14 protein-coding genes and 1 tRNA gene are annotated in these 17,533 nt (G+C 73.5%); 8 read left to right on the forward strand and 7 right to left on the reverse strand.

The window, feature by feature from the left end:
- Both B0675_RS03840 and B0675_RS03845 read left to right on the forward strand, forming a co-directional pair.
- Positions 1-2,871, forward strand: a complete 2,871-nt coding sequence (locus tag B0675_RS03840; protein ID WP_081217316.1) for an FtsX-like permease family protein — start codon at positions 1-3, stop codon at positions 2,869-2,871.
- Between the two features lie 133 nt (positions 2,872-3,004).
- Positions 3,005-4,000, forward strand: coding sequence for an ABC transporter ATP-binding protein (locus B0675_RS03845; protein WP_081217317.1), 996 nt, complete (start codon positions 3,005-3,007; stop codon positions 3,998-4,000).
- Between the two features lie 24 nt (positions 4,001-4,024).
- Here B0675_RS03845 and B0675_RS03850 read toward each other — a convergent pair whose 3' ends face one another.
- Genes B0675_RS03850 through ettA form a run of 3 tightly spaced genes read right to left on the reverse strand, consistent with a single transcriptional unit; the run spans position 4,025 to position 6,843 of the window.
- Complete coding sequence (locus B0675_RS03850; protein ID WP_081217318.1) at positions 4,025-4,765, reverse strand: hypothetical protein; 741 nt, start codon at positions 4,763-4,765, stop codon at positions 4,025-4,027.
- Positions 4,762-5,172: a thioesterase family protein gene (locus tag B0675_RS03855; protein ID WP_081217319.1), complete on the reverse strand. Its 411-nt coding sequence runs from the start codon at positions 5,170-5,172 to the stop codon at positions 4,762-4,764. The genes B0675_RS03850 and B0675_RS03855 overlap by 4 nt, the downstream gene beginning before the upstream one ends.
- Before the next feature lie 6 nt (positions 5,173-5,178).
- Entirely contained in the window at positions 5,179-6,843 is a 1,665-nt protein-coding gene (gene ettA / locus B0675_RS03860) for an energy-dependent translational throttle protein EttA (protein ID WP_081217320.1), read from the reverse strand.
- 287 nt (positions 6,844-7,130) lie between these two features.
- On the opposite strand from ettA, the gene B0675_RS03865 reads away from it, so the two are divergent.
- Positions 7,131-7,421, forward strand: a complete 291-nt coding sequence (locus B0675_RS03865) for a DUF1876 domain-containing protein (protein WP_081217321.1) — start codon at positions 7,131-7,133, stop codon at positions 7,419-7,421.
- Positions 7,422-7,655: 234 nt separating this feature from the next.
- On the opposite strand, the gene B0675_RS03870 is transcribed toward B0675_RS03865, so the two are convergent.
- Positions 7,656-7,728, reverse strand: a tRNA-Arg gene (locus B0675_RS03870).
- A 310-nt stretch (positions 7,729-8,038) separates the two neighbouring features.
- On the opposite strand from B0675_RS03870, the gene B0675_RS03875 reads away from it, so the two are divergent.
- The 4 genes from B0675_RS03875 to B0675_RS03890 all read left to right on the forward strand — a co-directional run bounded on the left by B0675_RS03875 (position 8,039) and on the right by B0675_RS03890 (position 14,211).
- The gene (locus B0675_RS03875) at positions 8,039-9,646 is read left to right on the forward strand and encodes a dynamin family protein (protein WP_081217322.1); all 1,608 of its coding nucleotides are present in this window, start codon (positions 8,039-8,041) and stop codon (positions 9,644-9,646) included.
- A complete protein-coding gene (locus tag B0675_RS03880; protein WP_107482557.1) occupies positions 9,643-11,922 on the forward strand; it encodes a GTPase in 2,280 nt (759 codons plus the stop codon). The genes B0675_RS03875 and B0675_RS03880 overlap by 4 nt, the downstream gene beginning before the upstream one ends.
- Positions 11,923-12,055: 133 nt before the next feature.
- A complete protein-coding gene (locus tag B0675_RS03885) occupies positions 12,056-12,532 on the forward strand; it encodes a single-stranded DNA-binding protein (RefSeq protein WP_081217323.1) in 477 nt (158 codons plus the stop codon).
- 245 nt (positions 12,533-12,777) lie between these two features.
- On the forward strand, positions 12,778-14,211 hold the full coding sequence (locus tag B0675_RS03890; RefSeq protein WP_081217324.1) for a Cys-Gln thioester bond-forming surface protein: 1,434 nt from the start codon (positions 12,778-12,780) through the stop codon (positions 14,209-14,211).
- A gap of 79 nt (positions 14,212-14,290) precedes the next feature.
- Here B0675_RS03890 and B0675_RS03895 read toward each other — a convergent pair whose 3' ends face one another.
- A complete protein-coding gene (locus B0675_RS03895) occupies positions 14,291-15,064 on the reverse strand; it encodes a YcnI family protein (protein ID WP_081217325.1) in 774 nt (257 codons plus the stop codon).
- Between the two features lie 30 nt (positions 15,065-15,094).
- Complete coding sequence (locus B0675_RS03900) at positions 15,095-15,679, reverse strand: hypothetical protein (protein WP_081217326.1); 585 nt, start codon at positions 15,677-15,679, stop codon at positions 15,095-15,097.
- A 128-nt stretch (positions 15,680-15,807) separates the two neighbouring features.
- On the opposite strand from B0675_RS03900, the gene B0675_RS03905 reads away from it, so the two are divergent.
- Positions 15,808-16,767 (forward strand): D-2-hydroxyacid dehydrogenase family protein, encoded by a 960-nt coding sequence (locus tag B0675_RS03905; RefSeq protein ID WP_081217327.1) that lies wholly within the window; start codon positions 15,808-15,810, stop codon positions 16,765-16,767.
- Positions 16,768-16,800: 33 nt separating this feature from the next.
- Here B0675_RS03905 and B0675_RS03910 read toward each other — a convergent pair whose 3' ends face one another.
- On the reverse strand, positions 16,801-17,484 hold the full coding sequence (locus tag B0675_RS03910) for a DUF2087 domain-containing protein (protein ID WP_081217328.1): 684 nt from the start codon (positions 17,482-17,484) through the stop codon (positions 16,801-16,803).
- Between the last annotated feature and the right edge of the window lie 49 nt (positions 17,485-17,533).

A 17,533-nucleotide genomic window follows, 5' to 3' on the forward strand; every position in this document is an offset into this window, starting at 1 on the left:
ATGACGGGCACGGACGACGGCACGAAGGACGGACCGCGCGGGCCCGCCCGAGCCTCCGGGCCACGGGTGCCGGCCCCCTGGGTGCGCACCCGGCTGCGTGCCGCCCCGGCGGCTGCTCTCGCCCTGGCCCTGCTGGTCGCGCTCACCGCCGCGCTGGCCGCCGCCTTCCCCCGCGCCGTCGACCGGTACGAGGACGCGGGGCTGCGCCGGACCCTCGACGACGCGTCACCGCGACGGACCACCGTCCAGTTCTTCGCCCCGCGGCCCGACGCCGAACTCTCCCTGGGGGACGGTGAGAACGCCCTGCGCGAGGCCGCCCTGCGCAAGGGGTACGACGCCGTGCTGGCCGCCGTCGACAAGCCCTTGGTCGCCGACCGCGCCCAGTCCTCGTACGGAGTGCGCACGTCCGACCCCACCGACGCGTCGGACTCCTTCCTGGCCCGGCCGAGCGGGCTGCCGCCGCGCGTCGCCCTCGTCGCGCAGAACGCCCTCGGCGCTCACTCCCGACCGGCCTCGGGCCGGCTGCCCCGCGCCATGGACCCGGTCACCGCGACGACGTCCGAGGTGGAGGCGGCCGTCACCACCGAGACCGCCAGGACCCTGCACATCAAGGTCGGTTCCGTGGTCCACGTGCCCGGCCTGGAGCGCGCGCCGCTGGCCGTACGGATCACCGGCATCGTCGCGCCGCGCGAGCCGGACGGCGCGTACTGGATGTCCACCCCGCTGATCCGCCAGCCGTCGCTCATCCAGTTGCCCAGCGACGGCGGCACGTACTGGATCGGCGCCCTGTTGCTCGCGCCGGACGCGGGACCCGTCCTGCTCGGCACGCCCGGGAAGCCCGAGCGGTACTGGCAGGTGGCCCCCGACACGTCCGGCCCGACCGCCCACGACATGTCCGGGCTCGCCTCGGCGGTCGCCGCCCTGGAGTCGGGCCCCGGTCTGGCGCGGATCCGTGAGCGCGTGGACCCGCTGACGGACGCGACGACGGATCTCGACGAGGTCCTGTCGTCCTTCACCGAACTGCGCTCCGGCATCGCCCCGTTGGTGGCCGTCGCCGCCTTCGGCGCGGGCACGGTCGCCGCGGTCGTCGTCCTCATGGCGAGCGGCCTCGCCGCGGAGCGCCGCCGCGGCGAGCTGGCCCTGCTGCGCGCCCGCGGCGGCTCGCTGCCCGGCGTCCTCGGCCGGCTCCTCGCCGAGACGGCCGTGGTCGCCGTCCCGGCGGGGGCACTCGGCCTCGGGGCCGCGCTGCTCGCCGTCCCGCACGCCCGCCTCTCGTCCGCCGTGGCCGCCGCCTCCGCGGTGACCGTCCTCGCCTGCGTCGCCCTGCCGGTCCGCGCCGCGTTCGCCCACCGCGCGGTCCGCGTCCACGGGGGCCGCGAGGACATCGCGTCCGTCCGTCCCTCACGCCGCCGCACGGTCGCGGAACTCACCGTGCTGGTGCTCGCGACGGCCGCGGTGGCCGCCCTGCGGCGCGGGGGAGCCGACGCGGACTCCTCCGGAGGGTCCGGGGACCAACTGGTCGCCCTGGCCCCGGTGCTCGTCGGCGTCATAGCGGCACTGGTCCTCGTCCGCCTCTATCCGTTCCCCCTGCGCCGGCTGGCCGGACCCGCCGGGCGCCTGCGCGGAGTGGTCGCCCCGCTCTCGCTGGCCCGAGCGGGCCGCACCTCGGCCTCCACCGCCCTGCCCCTGCTGGCCCTCCTCACCGCGCTCACCACGGCTGCCTTCGGCGGTTCGGTCCTCGCGGGCGTGCACACCGCCCGCGACCACGCGGCCCTCCTCGCCACCGGCGCCGACGCCCGCATCGAGGCCACGCACGCCCTGCCCACCGCTCTCCCGGGCCGGATCCGCGGCACCCGGGGCGTGCGCGAGGCGGTCCCCGTGAGCGTCGCCTACCGCGCCCAGGCCCGCAGGGGGTCGGGCACCGCAGGCGAGACGGCGGCGCTGGTCGGCGTCGAACCGGGCCCCTACGGACAGCTGTCCCGGGAGCTCGGCCTCGGAGGGTTCCCGGCGCGCACCCTGCGCGCCGCCGGACCGGGCGGCGGCAGCAGCAACAACAACAACAGCAACAACAACAACAACAACAGCAACAACAACGGCAGCGGCGGCGGCAGGACCGTGGTCCCCGCCATCGCCTCCCCCGCCCTCGCCGACCGCTTCGGAACCGCGCCGTTCTCCGTACAACTGGAGGACGACAGCAAGGTGACCATGCGGATCACGGCCGTACGGGACGTGACGCCCGCCGTGACCGACCTGGACTTCCTCCTCGTGGACCGGGAGGCCCTCACCCGCCGGGCCGCGCGGCCGACCGCGCTGCTCCTCACCGGCGGCCACCTCGACGGGGCCGCCCTGCGCCGGGCGGCGGGTGACGGCGTGGACGTGCGGCTGCGCGCGGAGGTGCGCACGGCGTACGTCCACTCGCCCCTCCAGTCCGGTGCCGAGCGGATCTACACGGCGGCGGTCGCGGCAGGCGCCGGATACGCGGTGCTGGCGCTGCTGCTGGCCCTCGTCCGGGCCGCCCCGGAACGCTCGGCGCTCCTCGCCCGGCTGCGCACGATGGGCCTCACCCGTGCCCAGGGGCGGCGCCTTCTGGTCCTGGAGTCCCTGCCGCAGGCCCTGCTGGCGGCGGTGGGCGGCGCGCTCACGGGCTGGGCGGCCATCCGTCTCCTCGCCCCCGGGCTCGATCTGACGGCGATCGCGGTCGCCGGCCGCCCCGCGCCCGGAGGAACGGCCCGCCTCCGCACGGACGCGCTCTCGCTGCTCGTCCCCTCCCTCGCCGTGCTGGTCGTCGCCACCGGCGTCGCGCTGGCGCAGGCGTGGTGGACGGGACGGCGGGGTTCGGTCCGGGAGCTGCGGGCGGGGGACGGCCGATGACGGCGGCACGCGTACATCGCGGGCCGCCCACCCGCTCGGCCGCCCTGACGGCAGCACCCGCGCACCGCAGGCCGCCCACCCGCTCGGCCGCCACCTCGCGCACCCCTTCGACGAGCAGCACCGGGAGTCGCCCATGACCACCGCCGACCCGACGGAGGCCGCCGGTTCCGCGCAGCCCGCGGGCCCGACGTTCGCCGACCTCGCGGACCGGGCCGCCGCGCGCCGGGACCGCCCCGCCTACGGCCACGACGCCCTGATCACCTGCGACCGCCTGGTGCGGATCTTCACCACGGACGGGGTGGAGGTGCAGGCCCTCCAGGGTCTCGATCTGCTCGTCCGCGAGGGCGAGTTGATGGCTCTGGTGGGGGCCTCGGGCAGCGGCAAGTCGACCCTGATGAACATCCTGGCCGGACTGGACACCCCGACGGCGGGCGCGGCGCGGGTCGCCGGTCGCGATCTGCTCACGATGAGCGCCAAGGACCGGCTGCGCTACCGCCGGGAGGTGGTCGGCTTCGTCTGGCAGCAGACCGCCCGCAACCTGTTGCCCTATCTGACGGCTGCCCAGAACGTGGCTCTGCCGATGCAGCTGGCGGCCCGCCGGACGAGCCGTCGCGCGCAGTCCGAACGGGCCCTGGAGCTGCTGGAGTTGCTGGGGATCGGCGACTGCGCCGCCCGGCGTCCGCACCAGATGTCGGGCGGCCAGCAGCAGCGGGTGGCGATCGCGGTGGCTCTGGCCAACGCGCCGGCCGTCCTGCTCGCCGACGAGCCCACCGGCGAGCTGGACTCGCACACCGCCGAGCAGATCTTCGGCGCGTTCCGCACGGCCAACGAGCGGCTGGGGACGACGATCGTGATCGTCACGCACGACCAGGCGGTCGCCTCGGAGGTCCGTCGCACGGTCGCCATCCGCGACGGCCGGACGTCCACGGAGGTGCTGCGCCGTACGGAGGTCGACGCGGCGACGGGCCAGGAGGCGGTGGTGGCCCGCGAGTACGCGATGCTCGACCGTGCGGGGCGTCTGCAGCTCCCCGCGGACTACACGCGAACGCTGGGCATGCGGGACCGCGTGGCCCTCGAACTGGAGGCGGACCACATCGGCGTGTGGCCGGACGACAGCCGTCCCGAGTGACCCGGCGGTTCCCGCCGGGCCGGATCAGTGGACGCTGACGTCCAGAGCGCCGAGTCCCGCCCTGCGGACGGCGATCGACCCGAAGGGGGTGCGCAGCCGCAGCCAGGCACCCGACGAGTACAGCCCCAACTCGCCCTCACCGGAAGGGAGTCGCGGGTCGTCCACGCCCCGGGCGGCGGACGGCCTGACGCGCGCGGCGGCGGGCGCGGCGGGGCGCAGGAATCCCAGCGACTGGGCGGCGTGCGCGGCCCGGACGGGCAGCGCGGTGTCGCCGAGCGGCCGGGACCAGATCTCCCGCCCGAGCCGGTCGAGTTCGGCGCGGGTCCGCAGCTCGGGCGCCAACTCCTGTGTACGGGAGCGGAATTCGGCGACCACGGCGGCGACGGCGGCTCGCACGGCGTCCGGGGCGGGCAGCCCCGGTTCCGGTCGCCAGCCCCCGCGCGGCGGCAGCACCCCGGCCCACGGCGGTCCGGTGACGGCCCCCGGAACGGTCGCGGTGGCCGCCGACTCGTCGATGGACTCAAGGAGTTCGCCCGCGGAGACGGTCACGTCGAGGGTGTCGTCGAGGCCGTGCTCGTAGGGCTTGGCCAGCCGGGCCGTGCGGATCGCGAGGACCTCGAAGGAGGGGGGCCGGCCGAACACCGCGAGGGTGGTGCCGTGCGCCTGGAGACGCACGGCGGCCGCACGGTCGTAGTGGACCAGCCGGGCGAGGAAGGCCCCGAGATCGGCGGCCTCCCCCGCGTCGGCGAGGTGCAGGACGGTCATGCCGCGACGGCCTCGTCCTCGTCGTCCCGGTAGGACTCCAGGAAGTCGCGCTCGTCGGCGGTGATCCGGCGCGGGCGCTGCTGCTCGAAGTCGAACGGCACGATGACCGTCGAGGCGGTGACGTAGACCTGGTCCGGGTCCTTCACCTCGTAGGCGATGGTGAAGGACGCCGCACGGATCTGCGTCACCCACAGCTCGATGTCCACCGGCGCGTGCCGGTGGACCAACTGCCGCTTGTAGTCGATCTCGTGGCGCGCCACCACGGACCCCTGCTTGAAGTCCTTCTCCGGGCGGAACAGGAAGTCGATACGGGCTTCCTCCAGGTAGCGGAGGAACACCACGTTGTTGACGTGGCCGTACGCGTCCATGTCCGCCCAGCGCAGCGGGCAGCGGTAGATGTGGCGCAAGACCGATCAGCCCCGGGTCAGCTTCTTGTAGGTGGCGCGGTGCGGACGGGCGGCGTCGGCGCCGAGACGCTCGACCTTGTTCTTCTCGTACGACTCGAAGTTGCCCTCGAACCAGTACCACTTCGACTCGCCCTCGTAGGCGAGGATGTGCGTCGCCACCCGGTCCAGGAACCACCGGTCGTGGGAGATGACCACGGCCGCACCCGGGAACTCCAGCAGCGCGTTCTCGAGCGAGGACAGGGTCTCCACGTCGAGGTCGTTGGTGGGCTCGTCGAGGAGCAGCAGGTTGCCGCCCTCCTTGAGGGTCAGCGCCAGGTTCAGCCGGTTGCGCTCACCGCCGGAGAGGACACCCGCGGGCTTCTGCTGGTCCGGGCCCTTGAAGCCGAAGGCGGACACGTAGGCCCGGGACGGCATCTCGACCTGGCCGACGTTGATGTAGTCGAGCTCGTCGGAGACGACGGCCCACAGCGTCTTCTTCGGGTCGATGTTGGCGCGGCTCTGGTCGACGTAACTGATCTTGACCGTCTCGCCGACCTTGATCGCGCCGGTGTCCGGCGTCTCCAGGCCCTGGATCATCTTGAACAGCGTGGTCTTGCCCGCGCCGTTCGGGCCGATGACGCCGACGATGCCGTTGCGCGGCAGCGTGAAGCTGAGGTCGTCGATGAGGACCTTGTCGCCGAACGCCTTGGAGAGGTTCTGGACCTCGACGACGATGGAGCCCAGGCGCGGGCCCGGCGGGATCTGGATCTCCTCGAAGTCCAGCTTCCGCATCTTGTCGGCCTCGGCCGCCATCTCCTCGTAACGGGCGAGGCGGGCCTTGGACTTGGTCTGACGGCCCTTGGCGTTGGAGCGGACCCACTCCAGCTCTTCCTTGAGCCGCTTGGCGCGCTTCTCGTCCTTGCGGCCCTCGACCTTGAGGCGGGCGGCCTTCTTGTCGAGGTACGTGGAGTAGTTGCCCTCGTAGGGGATCGCGCGGCCGCGGTCGAGTTCGAGGATCCACTCGGCGACGTTGTTCAGGAAGTACCGGTCGTGCGTGACGGCGACGACGGCGCCCGCGTACTTCGTGAGGTGCTGCTCCAGCCAGTTCACCGACTCGGCGTCGAGATGGTTGGTGGGCTCGTCGAGGAGGAGCAGGTCCGGAGCCTCGATCAGCAGCTTGCAGAGCGCCACCCGGCGCTTCTCGCCACCGGAGAGGTTGGTGACCGGCCAGTCGCCGGGCGGGCAGCCCAGGGCGTCCATGGCCTGCTCCAGCTGCGCGTCGAGGTCCCAGGCGTTGGAGTGGTCCAGGTCGTCCTGGAGCTTCCCCATCTCCTCCATGAGCGCGTCCGAGTAGTCGGTCGCCATCAGCTCGGCGACCTCGTTGAAGCGGCTGAGCTTGCCCATGAGCTCCTTGGCGCCGTCCTGGACGTTCTCCAGCACCGTCTTGGACTCGTCCAGCTCGGGCTCCTGCATGAGGATGCCGACGCTGTAGCCGGGCGACAGGAACGCGTCACCGTTGGAGGGCTGCTCGAGGCCCGCCATGATCTTGAGAACGGTGGACTTACCGGCACCGTTCGGACCGACCACACCGATCTTCGCGCCCGGGAGGAAGCTCAGGGTGACGTCGTCGAGGATCACCTTGTCGCCGTGCGCCTTGCGCGTCTTGCGCATGGTGTAAATGAACTCAGCCAAGAGAAACCGTCCGGACGCTTGAAATCGGGAGTGGGCAGATACACCCCATCTTGCCTGACGGCCACCCCTCGACGGAAACCAGTCTCATCGGGGAGCTGTGACCTGGCGGTTCACCGTCCGTGCCGGTAGCGGAACCGTCACGGCCCGTCCCCACCCGCCGCTCGCGGCCCCCGGGGCTCCGGCCCGCCTCGTGCGGGACCGTCCCGAGGAGGACACTTTCAGGAGGGGGTCCGTCAAGGGGTTCATCAGGGGGACCGGCGGGGGACGCGGCTCCGGAGGTGATCGCGATGACACAGACGCAGGACCGGCCACGGACCACGGTGGGCTGGCACGTCGAGATGGAATTCGAGGAGGACGAGCACCGCACGCGGGCCGCCGCCCTCGTGCGGCTCCCCGACGGGAGCGAGATGCGGGCCCACGGGTACGCGAGCCGCCATCCGTCCGACGCGAACCAGCCCAGGGTCGGCGAGGAGGTCGCCGGCGGGCGCGCGCTGAACGAGCTCGCCATGCGCCTGCTGACCAAGGCCCACGACGAGATCGACGACGCCTCGGGCAGGACCTCGCACCCGCTCAGGTGACCCGCGGGCACCGCGGGACGGTCCGGGGGCCGGGGACGGCTGCGCCGTTCGGCCGTACGGCGCGGTGAACGCCGTACGCCGAAAGGATCACTCTGGAGCCGGAAATCGCGCCGCCGGACCCTCCCGCAAGGGTGTACGGCGAGGTCCCAGAGGCCCGGACGAGGCCGCGCGGGCGGGATCGCCGAGGGGGACCGGAACAGCAGAAGGCCCTCCCGGAGGGAGGGCGGAGACGGGCGCCCCCGGCAGGACTCGAACCTGCGGCCAAGCGCTTAGAAGGCGCCTGCTCTATCCACTGAGCTACGGGGGCCGGTTGTGTCGGCCGGTGTCCTGGTGCCCTGGTACGGGCTGATCCCTGACCTTGCCGGGGACAAGAATAGGGCTCCCGCATCCCTGTCCCTCATGCTTCACCTCCGTGGCTCAATGTGGAGGTTCGGTGAAGCGGTCCTGATAATCGCAGGCGGGTACGAATCGTGCACCGCTTTTGGCGCCTCGCGCATCGGGTGTTGTGCACTCGTTATGCCTGCGCCCCAGTCGTCCCTTCCGCCCCCTGTGTCCGGTCGGCGCGCAGACATACCCATATGCTTCAGAAAGCCTCCAAAATTGGGCATTCTTCGCATGTGGTGACCTTGGACGTACGGCCTCAGCTGCTCGACGCACTTTCCGCCCTGCGCGACCGTGTCGCCGCCGCACGCTTCCCGCTGCCCCTTCCGGGGGCTCCACGAGCGCGTGCCAACCGCGACGAACTGCTCGCCCAGCTCGACGACTATCTGGTGCCCCGGTTGAGAGAACCCGAAGCACCGCTTCTCGCCGTCATCGGGGGCTCCACCGGCGCCGGCAAGTCGACACTCGTCAACTCCCTTGTGGGGCACCGGGTCAGCGAGGCGGGCGTGCTCCGCCCGACGACCCGCACCCCGGTGCTCGTGTGCCATCCCGAGGACCACCACTGGTTCAGCGGGATGCGCGTGCTGCCCCAGCTCACGCGCGTGTGGGTGCCCCATCAGGAGCCGGGCGACGAACTCCCCGCCCTCGGCGACCGCGGGGAGCGGGTCCTGCGCATCGAGACCGCCGACACCCTCCCCCGCGGACTCGCCCTCCTGGACGCGCCCGACGTCGACTCCCTGCTGGCCGACAACCGCGTCCTGGCGGCCGAACTCATCTGCGCGGCCGACATCTGGGTGATGGTCACCACGGCCGCCCGCTACGCCGACGCCGTTCCCTGGCATCTGCTGCGCACCGCCAAGGAGCACAAGGCGACGCTGGTGACCGTCCTCGACCGGGTGCCGCACCAGGTGGTCTCCGAGGTCTCCCGGCAGTACGGCGCGCTGCTCACCAAGGCCGGGCTCGGCGACGTCCCGCGCTTCACGGTGCCCGAACTCCCCGAGTCCGCCTGGGGCGGTGGCCTGCTGCCCGCCACGGCCGTCGCTCCGCTGCGCACCTGGCTCGCGCACCATGTGCAGGACCCGGGGGCCCGGCAGGGCGCGATGGCCCGCACGGCCTACGGCGTGCTCGACTCCATGAAGTCGCGGATGCCGGAGCTGGCGAGCGCGGCGGCCGCCCAGTACGCGGCGGCGACCCGGCTCACGGCGGCCGTCGACGGGGCGTACGACAGCGAACACACGCGCGTGAAGGGCCGTTTGCAGGCCGGCGCCGTGCTCTCCGGGGATGCCCTCAAGCGGTGGCGGGCCTATCCCCTCGACTGCAGCGCCGACGAACTGCTGGACGCGCTCGTGGAGAGCCTGTCCGCCCTGCTGCTGTGTTCGGTGACGGCCGCCGACGAGCGCGTGGACGACGCCTGGCGCCGTGAACCCGCCTCGGAATCACCGGGGCTGACGGACCGTGACCCCACGCTGGAGAGCGCCGAGCACCGCATCGGCATGGCCGTACGCCGTTGGCGGCGCGTCCTGGAGGAGTACGCCGAGGAGGAGGTGCGCGACCTCGACAAGAGCGTCGCGCCGGACCCCTCCGTGGTGGCCGCGCTCGTCGCCACCGCCCTCCTCGGCGGCCGCAGGGCGCGCAACGCCGGTGAGGGGCTCGCCGAGCGGATCGGGGCGCACGGGGCGCTGCGGCTCCGCGACAAGGGCGGCCGGCTGCTCACGGAGCTCATCGACGGAGCCCTGCACACCGAACGCGAGCGCAGGCTCGCACCGCTCGACGCGCTGGACGTCCACCCGGAACCCCAGGCCGAACTGATCGCCGCGCTGTCCGTACTGCAGAAGGAGAGGTGACCGCGGTGACTGCCGTCACTGACCACACGGATCACGCCGACCGTCCCGGAGACGACCCCTCCGGCGACGTCCGACACGGAGAGGACCCTTCCGGCGACGACCGTCCCGAAGGGGTCCGTCCCGAAGGAACCCGCTCCGAAGGGGCCCCTTCCCAGGAGGGCACCCCCGAGAACACCGCCGCCGGGGACACCGGCGCACGTTCCGAGGACTCCACGGCGTCCACGGGCTCCCCGGCCTCCGCCGACGGCGGGCGCTCCGCGTCCCCGGACGAGAACGACGCCTCGGAGGCGGCCACTTCGGCAGCGGGGGCCGGTCAGGGCGCCGTGGCGGACAAGGACGGCGAGGACGCACGGACCGAGGGCTCCTCGGGCGCGGTCGCCCCCAGGAGCGCCCCGGTGGCCGGGCCACGCGCGCGGGGCGAGGGCGACGAGGCCCCGCCCCGCGCGAACGGCACCACGCGTGAGGCCGGCTCCGCCAGGAAGGGCGGCGCCTCGCGGGGCGACGGCCAGGCCCGGGCGGACACGCCCCGTACCGGCGACTCCCCCGCCCGCGCGGAGGACGGCCCCGTCTGGGACGACGGCCTCATCGCGCGGCGCGTGAACGAGTCGGCGCCCGTGCGCTACCAGACGCCGCTGGTGGAGACACGCGCGTCCGCACCGGCCGCGCCCGCGCCGCTCGCGTACGACGGGCCGCTGCGCTCCCGCCTGGACGCGCTGCGCGAGCTGGTGGGGCTCTCCCGCACCCGGCTGGACAGCAGGACGCTCGCCGAGGCCGGCCGTGTCCTGGACGAGGCGGCGGCCCGCCGCAAGCTGTCCGGGGAGCACACCGTGGTCGCCATCGCCGGCGCCACCGGCAGCGGCAAGTCCCAGCTCTTCAACGCGCTGGCCGGCGTGGCCATTTCGGAGACCGGCGTCCGCAGGCCCACCACCTCGGCGCCGATCGCGTGCAGCTGGAGCGACGGCGCGGCCACCCTCATCGACCGGCTCGGCATCCCGGGCCGGCTGCGCAGGCGCCCGCTGCAGAGCGCGGAGGCGGAGGCCCAGCTGCGCGGCCTGGTGCTGGTCGACCTCCCCGACCACGACTCCGCCGCGGTCCAGCACCGTGAGCAGGTGGACCGCGTCCTGGCGCTGGTCGACGCCGTCATCTGGGTCGTGGACCCGGAGAAGTACGCGGACGCCGTCCTGCACGAGCGCTACCTGCGGCCGCTGGCCGGGCACGCGGAGGTCACCTTCGTCGTCCTCAACCAGGTGGACCGGCTCCCCGGCGAGGCGGCCGACCAGGTGCTCGACGATCTGCGGCGCCTGCTGGACGAGGACGGCATCGCGCTCGGCGAGTACGGCGAGCCGGGCGCGACGGTCCTCGCGCTGTCCGCGCTCACCGGCGACGGAATCGGTGAACTGCGGGAGTGTCTGGGCCAGTTCGTGGGGGAACGCGGAGCGGCCGCCCGGCGAATTTCGGCCGATCTCGACGCGGCGGCGGCGCGGCTGCGTCCGGTCTACGCGACCGGGCGCCGGGTCGGGCTCAGCGAGGAGGCCCGCGACGAGTTCGCGGACCGGCTCGCGGACGCGGTGGGTGCCGTCGCGGCTGGCGAGGCGGCCGAACGCGCCTGGCGCCGCAACGCCAACCGCGCGTGCGGAACCCCCTGGCTGCGGCTCTGGCGCTGGTACCAGGACCGGCGCGAACCGCCGACCGGCCGGCTGCCCGTGCGGGCGCCGGCGGACGAGGAGGCCACCGCGCGGCAGCGGGTGGAGCAGGCGGTGCGGACGGTCGCGGACCGGGCGGCCTACGGCCTGCCGCTCCCCTGGGCGCAGGCGGTGCGCGAGGCGGCCGTACGCGGCGCGCAGGGGCTGCCCGAGGCGCTGGACGACATGGCGGCGCGCGCGGTCACTCCGGTGGGCCGGCCTCCGCGGCCCGGCTGGTGGCCGGTCGCGGTCCTCGCGCAGGCCATGATGACGATCGTCCAGGTCGTCGGCGGGCTCTGGCTGGGGGCCCAGATCGTCGGGATCGCCTCGCCGAACCTCGGGGTTCCGGTGCTGCTGATGGTGTGCGGGATCGTCGGCGGTCCGGCCGTCGAGTGGAGCAGCAGGATGGCCGCCCGCGGGCCCGCCCGGCGCTACGGCCTCGAGGCGGAGCGCCGGTTGCGGGAGGCGGCGGCCGGCTGCGGCCGGGCCCGGGTGCTCGATCCGGTGGCGGCGGAGCTGCTGCGGTACCGCGAGGTGCGGGAGCAGTACGGGCGGGTCATGGGAGTGGCTCCGGCGGGTGCCCCGGTCGGGTGACGCGGTTGTCCACAACCGTCCGACGGTGCACAGGGCCCGGCGGGCCCGGCCCGGCGAAGGCAGTCTGATCTCGCGGCGACCGCAGCGCATGCGGTCGCCGCGACGGACGCATTCGCACGGGAGGGAATTCGCGATGAACGAGACGATGGTGTGCGCGGTGGGCAACGTGGCGACACGGCCCGTGTACCGGGAACTGGCGAACGGCGCGTCGGCGCGGTTCCGGCTGGCGGTGACCTCGCGGTACTGGGACCGCGAGAAGAGCGGGTGGACGGACGGGCACACCAACTTCTTCACGGTGTGGGCGAACCGGGCGCTCGCGACGAACGTGGGGGCTTCGGTGTCGGTGGGTGATCCCGTCATCGTGCAGGGCAGGCTGAAGGTGCGTACCGAGACCCGTGACGGGCAGAGCTGGACGTCGGCGGACATCGACGCGGTGGCGATCGGCCACGACCTCTCCCGCGGCACGTCGGCGTTCAGGCGCCCGGCCAGGGACGGCGAGCAGGCCGGGGGCGGCACGGGCGGCCGGCCCGAGCCGAGTTGGGAGTCGGCGCCCGAGGAACCCTCGGAGGACGCGGCCCAACAGCACTCCGAGCCGGCTGGGGTGACGTGATGTCAGAGAGGGTCGCGCGCTGACCGGACTGCGACTTATCGGCGGATGCGCCGCGAATCGAACCGGGTGGATTTGTCGATAAGCGCAGCTCACAGCCGTAGGGCGATAACGATTCCGAGTCGGATCGGTTATCGGACGACCTGACCGGGGAGAGCGTTGTGCCGCCTTCCTTAGGATGCCGAACACAGCTCTCGGGGCTTCTGATTCTGCTGGCGGGACCGTCCCCCCATGTCAACGGGTCCTGCATGAAGGGGAATTCTGTGCTTTCCGCGTTTTCTGCGTTGTCCGCGTGCAGGCGAGGGGCAGTCCGTCTCGCCGCCGCGACGTTGGTGTCGGGGCTCGTCGCCGCGGGGGCCGTCGCCACCGCCGGCACGGCCGTCGCCGACGAGACGCCGCAGAGCCCCGGCGGAGCGACCGCCACCCTCGGCGACCTGAAGACGTACGGGTCGGCGGTCATCCACGACCACGGCGAGGACTCCTGGGTCTCCGCGGGACTCTTCGAGATGTCCGTCGACGACGGCGGGACCCTCCAGACGTACTGCATCGACCTGCACAACCCGACACAGCGGGACGCCAGGTACCAGGAGACCTCCTGGAGCGGCACGTCGCTGAGCGGCAACAAGGACGCGGGCAGGATCCGCTGGATCCTGCGGAACTCCTACCCGCAGGTGAACGACCTGTCGGCGCTGGCCGAGAAGGCCGGCGTCGGCGGGCTCACCGAACAGGACGCCGCGGCGGGCACCCAGGTGGCCATCTGGCGGTACTCGGACGGCGCCGACGTGGACGCGGCGGACCCGAAGGCGGAGAAGCTCGCGGACTACCTGCAGAGGAACGCCCGGGACCTCCCGGAGCCCGACGCCTCGCTCACCCTGACCCCGGCCGCGGTCTCCGGTCACGCGGGCGAGCGGCTCGGCCCGGTCACGGTCCACACGGACGCGGACGGCGTGACGGTGGCCCCGCCCGCGGACACGGCCGCCAGCGGAGTGAAGGTCGTCGACGGGCACGGAAAGCCGGTCACCTCGGCGGCCGACGGCAGCCGTCTCTTCTTCGACATACCGAAGGACAGCGCGGACGGATCGGCTTCGCTGACCGTGCAGGCGTCCACGAGCGTGCCGGTCGGGCGCGCCTTCGCCTCCGACTCCCGCAGCCAGACGCAGATCCTGGCGGGCTCCAGCGAGTCCACCGTCTCCGCCACGGCGACCGTGGACTGGGCGGCGAAGGGTGCGATACCCGCGCTGACCGCCGAGAAGAACTGCGCCGACGGCGGTGTGGACATCACGGCGGTCAACAAGGGCGACGAGGCGTTCACGTTCGAGCTGATGGGTGTCGAGCACACCATCGCGGCGGGCGCTGCCCAGACGATGACGGTCCCGCTCCAGGAGGACCAGGCGTACGACTTCACGATCAGCGGTCCGAGCGGCTTCGCGAAGCGGTTCAAGGGCGTGCTGGACTGCAGGACCCAGGGGGGCGCGAGCGACATCACGACCCAGACGGTCGGTGAGCCGGGCCCCGCCTCGATCGGCGGCGGCTCCGGGGGCAGCGACCTGGCGGAGACGGGCGGTTCGGGCGCGACGCCGGTCATCGCCGGGGTCGCCATCGCGCTCGTCCTCGTCGGCGGTGCGGCGGTCCTCTTCGTCCGCAGGAAGCAGACACCCGAGCAGGGACCGGCGCAGGACTGAGGCCGGGGGTCCGAGACCCCTGGACGTCGGCCGCCCCGCCCACCGGAGGCTCCGGTCGGCGAGGCGGTGACGGGGTGGGTCAGGGGCGGGTGTTCCGGCCGCGGGCGAGGGCGAACCCGGCCGCGATCAGGCCGAGGACGCCGACGACCAGGCCGGCCGTTCCGAGGGAACGGGCGGTGGAGTCATCGGCCGTGTCGCTCGCGGTGGACTCATTGGTGTCCTTCGAGGACGACGCGGACGGCGGCGCCGCCGAGTCGGCGTCCGAACCGGCGGCCCCGCCGGACCCGTTCGACGACTCGGCCCCCGTGCCTCCGGCGGTGAGCGTCAGCGCGGGGGCGGGGTTCTCCGGCTCGTCGGCGCCCGCCTTCGCCTCCTCGATCCAGCGGACGACGCTGCCGTCCGAGTAGGTCTGGAGCGTCTTGAAGCTCAGCCGGCCGGTGTCGTCGGGCAGTTGGCCGAAGGCGACGTCGAAGTCCTGGAACTCGCCGTGGCGGATCCTGCCGCCGGTCCAGGTGATCTCGGAGACGGCGTCGGTGATCGTGCCGTCGTCCGTCTTCACCGGCTTCTTCAGCTTCGTGGTCGTCACCTTCGCGGTCCAGCCCGCCTGCGGCGTGACCAGGACCCCGAGGACGGGATGGTCGGTGGGCAGGAACACCTGCACCTTCGTGGTGCTCGCGGTGTCCTCCTCGTTGGGGACGCGGAAGCTCAGGACACCGTCCGTGGCGCCCTTGGCATAGCTCTCGGGGTGGACCGTCACATGCGCGGAGGCCGCGCCCGCCGCGGCCAGGACACCCGCCAGGGTGAGGGCGGCGAGGGTGCCGGTGCGGCGCAGGGTGGTGCTCGTCGGGGACATCTGGGGAACTCCGTACGGGAGGGGACGTGGTCAGGGCGTGGACACGAGCCCTGCCGGCGGTCCCCGGCGGGAGACGGCGTGCCGCAGCAACGCCTGACGGAGCGGCCGCGGTTCGGCCGAGCGGCCCGCGGCGTCTCCGTGCGGCCGTACGGATGCCGGTCCCGTGCGCCCCTTCCACCAGGCGGCGAGCCCGGGCACGAAGGCGACGGCCCGGCGCAGCAGGGACCACAGGGCGGCCTCGCCGCGCCGCAGCCACCAGGTCGCGAGGAGGGCGGCGCCGACGTGGGCGGCCGTGGCGTGCGGCGTCAGGGCGTGGCTGTGGGCGTACGTCATGTGCGCCCCGTGCATGGTCATCGTCATCCGGGGGCACCCGGCCCCGAAACCGAGGTGGAGTCCGGTCTGCGCGCCCAGCATGGCCCCGGCTATCCCGAGCAGGGACCGCTCGCGGCCGCACAGCGCGCAGCCGACGGCGAAGACGACGAGGAGGCCCGCGCCGACGGCGCCGCGCGAGGGGGCCTGCCCGGTGGCGAGCACGTGCCCGCCGGCCGCCAGCAGCACGCAGAGCACGGCGAACACCGCCGCGCGCAGGCTCCGTACCGCAGGGGACGCACTCATGAAGCCCAGATACTGCCATGGGGAGGGAGTGACCGTGGGGGCTTCCCGGTGAGCCGTCCGTCACGGGCCGCCGGGCTCGTCCCACGGTCGCTCGGATAGGGTCCGGCTGAGCCTGGGAGGGATCCGACATGCGACTTCGCTGTGCCGTACTGGACGACTATCAGAGGGTGGCGACCGGGATCGCCGACTGGTCGCCGGTCGCGGACCGGGTCGAGGTCACCTCCTTCGACGGGCACTTCGCCGACGAGGACGCGCTGGCCGCCGCTCTCGCCGCGTTCGACATCGTCGTGACGCTGCGCGAGCGGGTGCCCTTCCCGGCCTCGCTGCTGGCCCGGCTGCCCCGGCTGAAGCTGCTCGTCGCGTCCGGGATGCGCAACAGCGTCATCGACTACGCGGCGGCGAAGGAGCACGGGGTGACCGTGTGTGGGACGCCGAGTTCCTCGACGCCTCCCGTCGAGCTGACCTGGGCGCTGCTGCTCGGTCTCGCGCGGGGCATCGTCACCGAGCACGAGGCGGTGCGGTCGGGCGGCCCCTGGCAGAGCACCGTCGGCGCCGATCTGCACGGCCGCCGGCTCGGTCTGCTGGGGCTCGGCAAGATCGGCGCCCGGGTGGCCCAGGTGGGTCTCGCGTTCGGCATGCGGGTCGGTGCGTGGAGCCAGAACCTCACGAAGGAACGCGCCGAGGAGGTGGGGGTGGAACTCGCCCCTTCCAAGGAGGAGCTGCTGGCGGGCAGCGACTTCGTCTCCGTGCACCTGGCGCTCGGCGACCGTACCCGGGGCCTCGTCGGCGCCGCCGAACTGGCTCTGCTGAAGCCGACGGCCTTTCTCGTCAACACCTCCCGCTCGGCGATCGTCGACCAGGAGGCCCTGCTCGCCGCGCTGCACGCCGGACGGATCGCCGGAGCGGGCATCGACGTGTTCGACGTGGAGCCGCTGCCCGCGGACCACCCGATGCGGTCGGCCCCCCGCCTGCTGGCCACCCCGCACCTCGGCTACGTGTCGCGGTCCAACTACGCGACGTACTACGGCGCGGCGGTCGAGGACATCGAGGCGTACCTGGCGGGCAGTCCGGTACGCCTGCTCGGCTGAACCCGGCTGCCCGGGGGCCGGGAGGGCCGCGGCTCAGGCGGCCGTGGCGGGCCGGCGGTACACGCCGACCCGGCGGTGCAGGTGGTGCAGGTCCACGAGGTAGCGCCGGAGCGTCACATGGTCGACGGGGGCGTCCTCGCACCAGGCGCGCAGCTTCTCGTTGACCGTCCGCTCGGGATACTCGACGCCCGGCTCGAAGGTCCGCTCGGCGATGTGCCGCAGGACGACCAGCTTGCGCTCCCACTGGGCGGGCAGCCGCACGAGACGGCCGTCGCGCACGAAGGTCCGCAGTACCGTCTCGGACTGCTCGTCCCCGGAGCCGTAGCTCTCGGCTGCGGGCTTCGACTCCCGTGCGGAGCGGGCGAGTTCGCGGAAGCGGTCGTAGACGACGGCGAGTCCGTCCGCGCCCTCCGCGATCACGCCCTGGTCCCGCAGCCTGCGCAGCGCGGTGGCGGCCTGCTTCGGGGACAGGCCCGTCCGCTCGGTCACCTGTGCGGGGGTGGCCGCGCCGAGGACGACGGCGGCGAACACGCGGGCACGGGACTCCTCCGCGAAGAGGCCGACCGCGCCGGAGAGGTCGGCCGGCTCGGCCGGCGCGCTTTGCTCGGCCGGTGCGGTCCGCTCGGCCGAAGGGGCGGGCGGGACGGACGGGGCAGGGGCGGTCGGCTGTTCGGCCCTCTGGCCACTGGCCCGTTCGGTGGATCGGTCGGTCGGCATGCCCGGCAGGCTAGTTCAGCGGGTGGGGCGGACCGAAGCGAATTTCCGC

The sequence above is a fragment of the Streptomyces sp. M41(2017) genome, from assembly GCF_002078175.1.
In the GTDB taxonomy this organism is placed as follows: Bacteria; Actinomycetota; Actinomycetes; order Streptomycetales; family Streptomycetaceae; genus Streptomyces.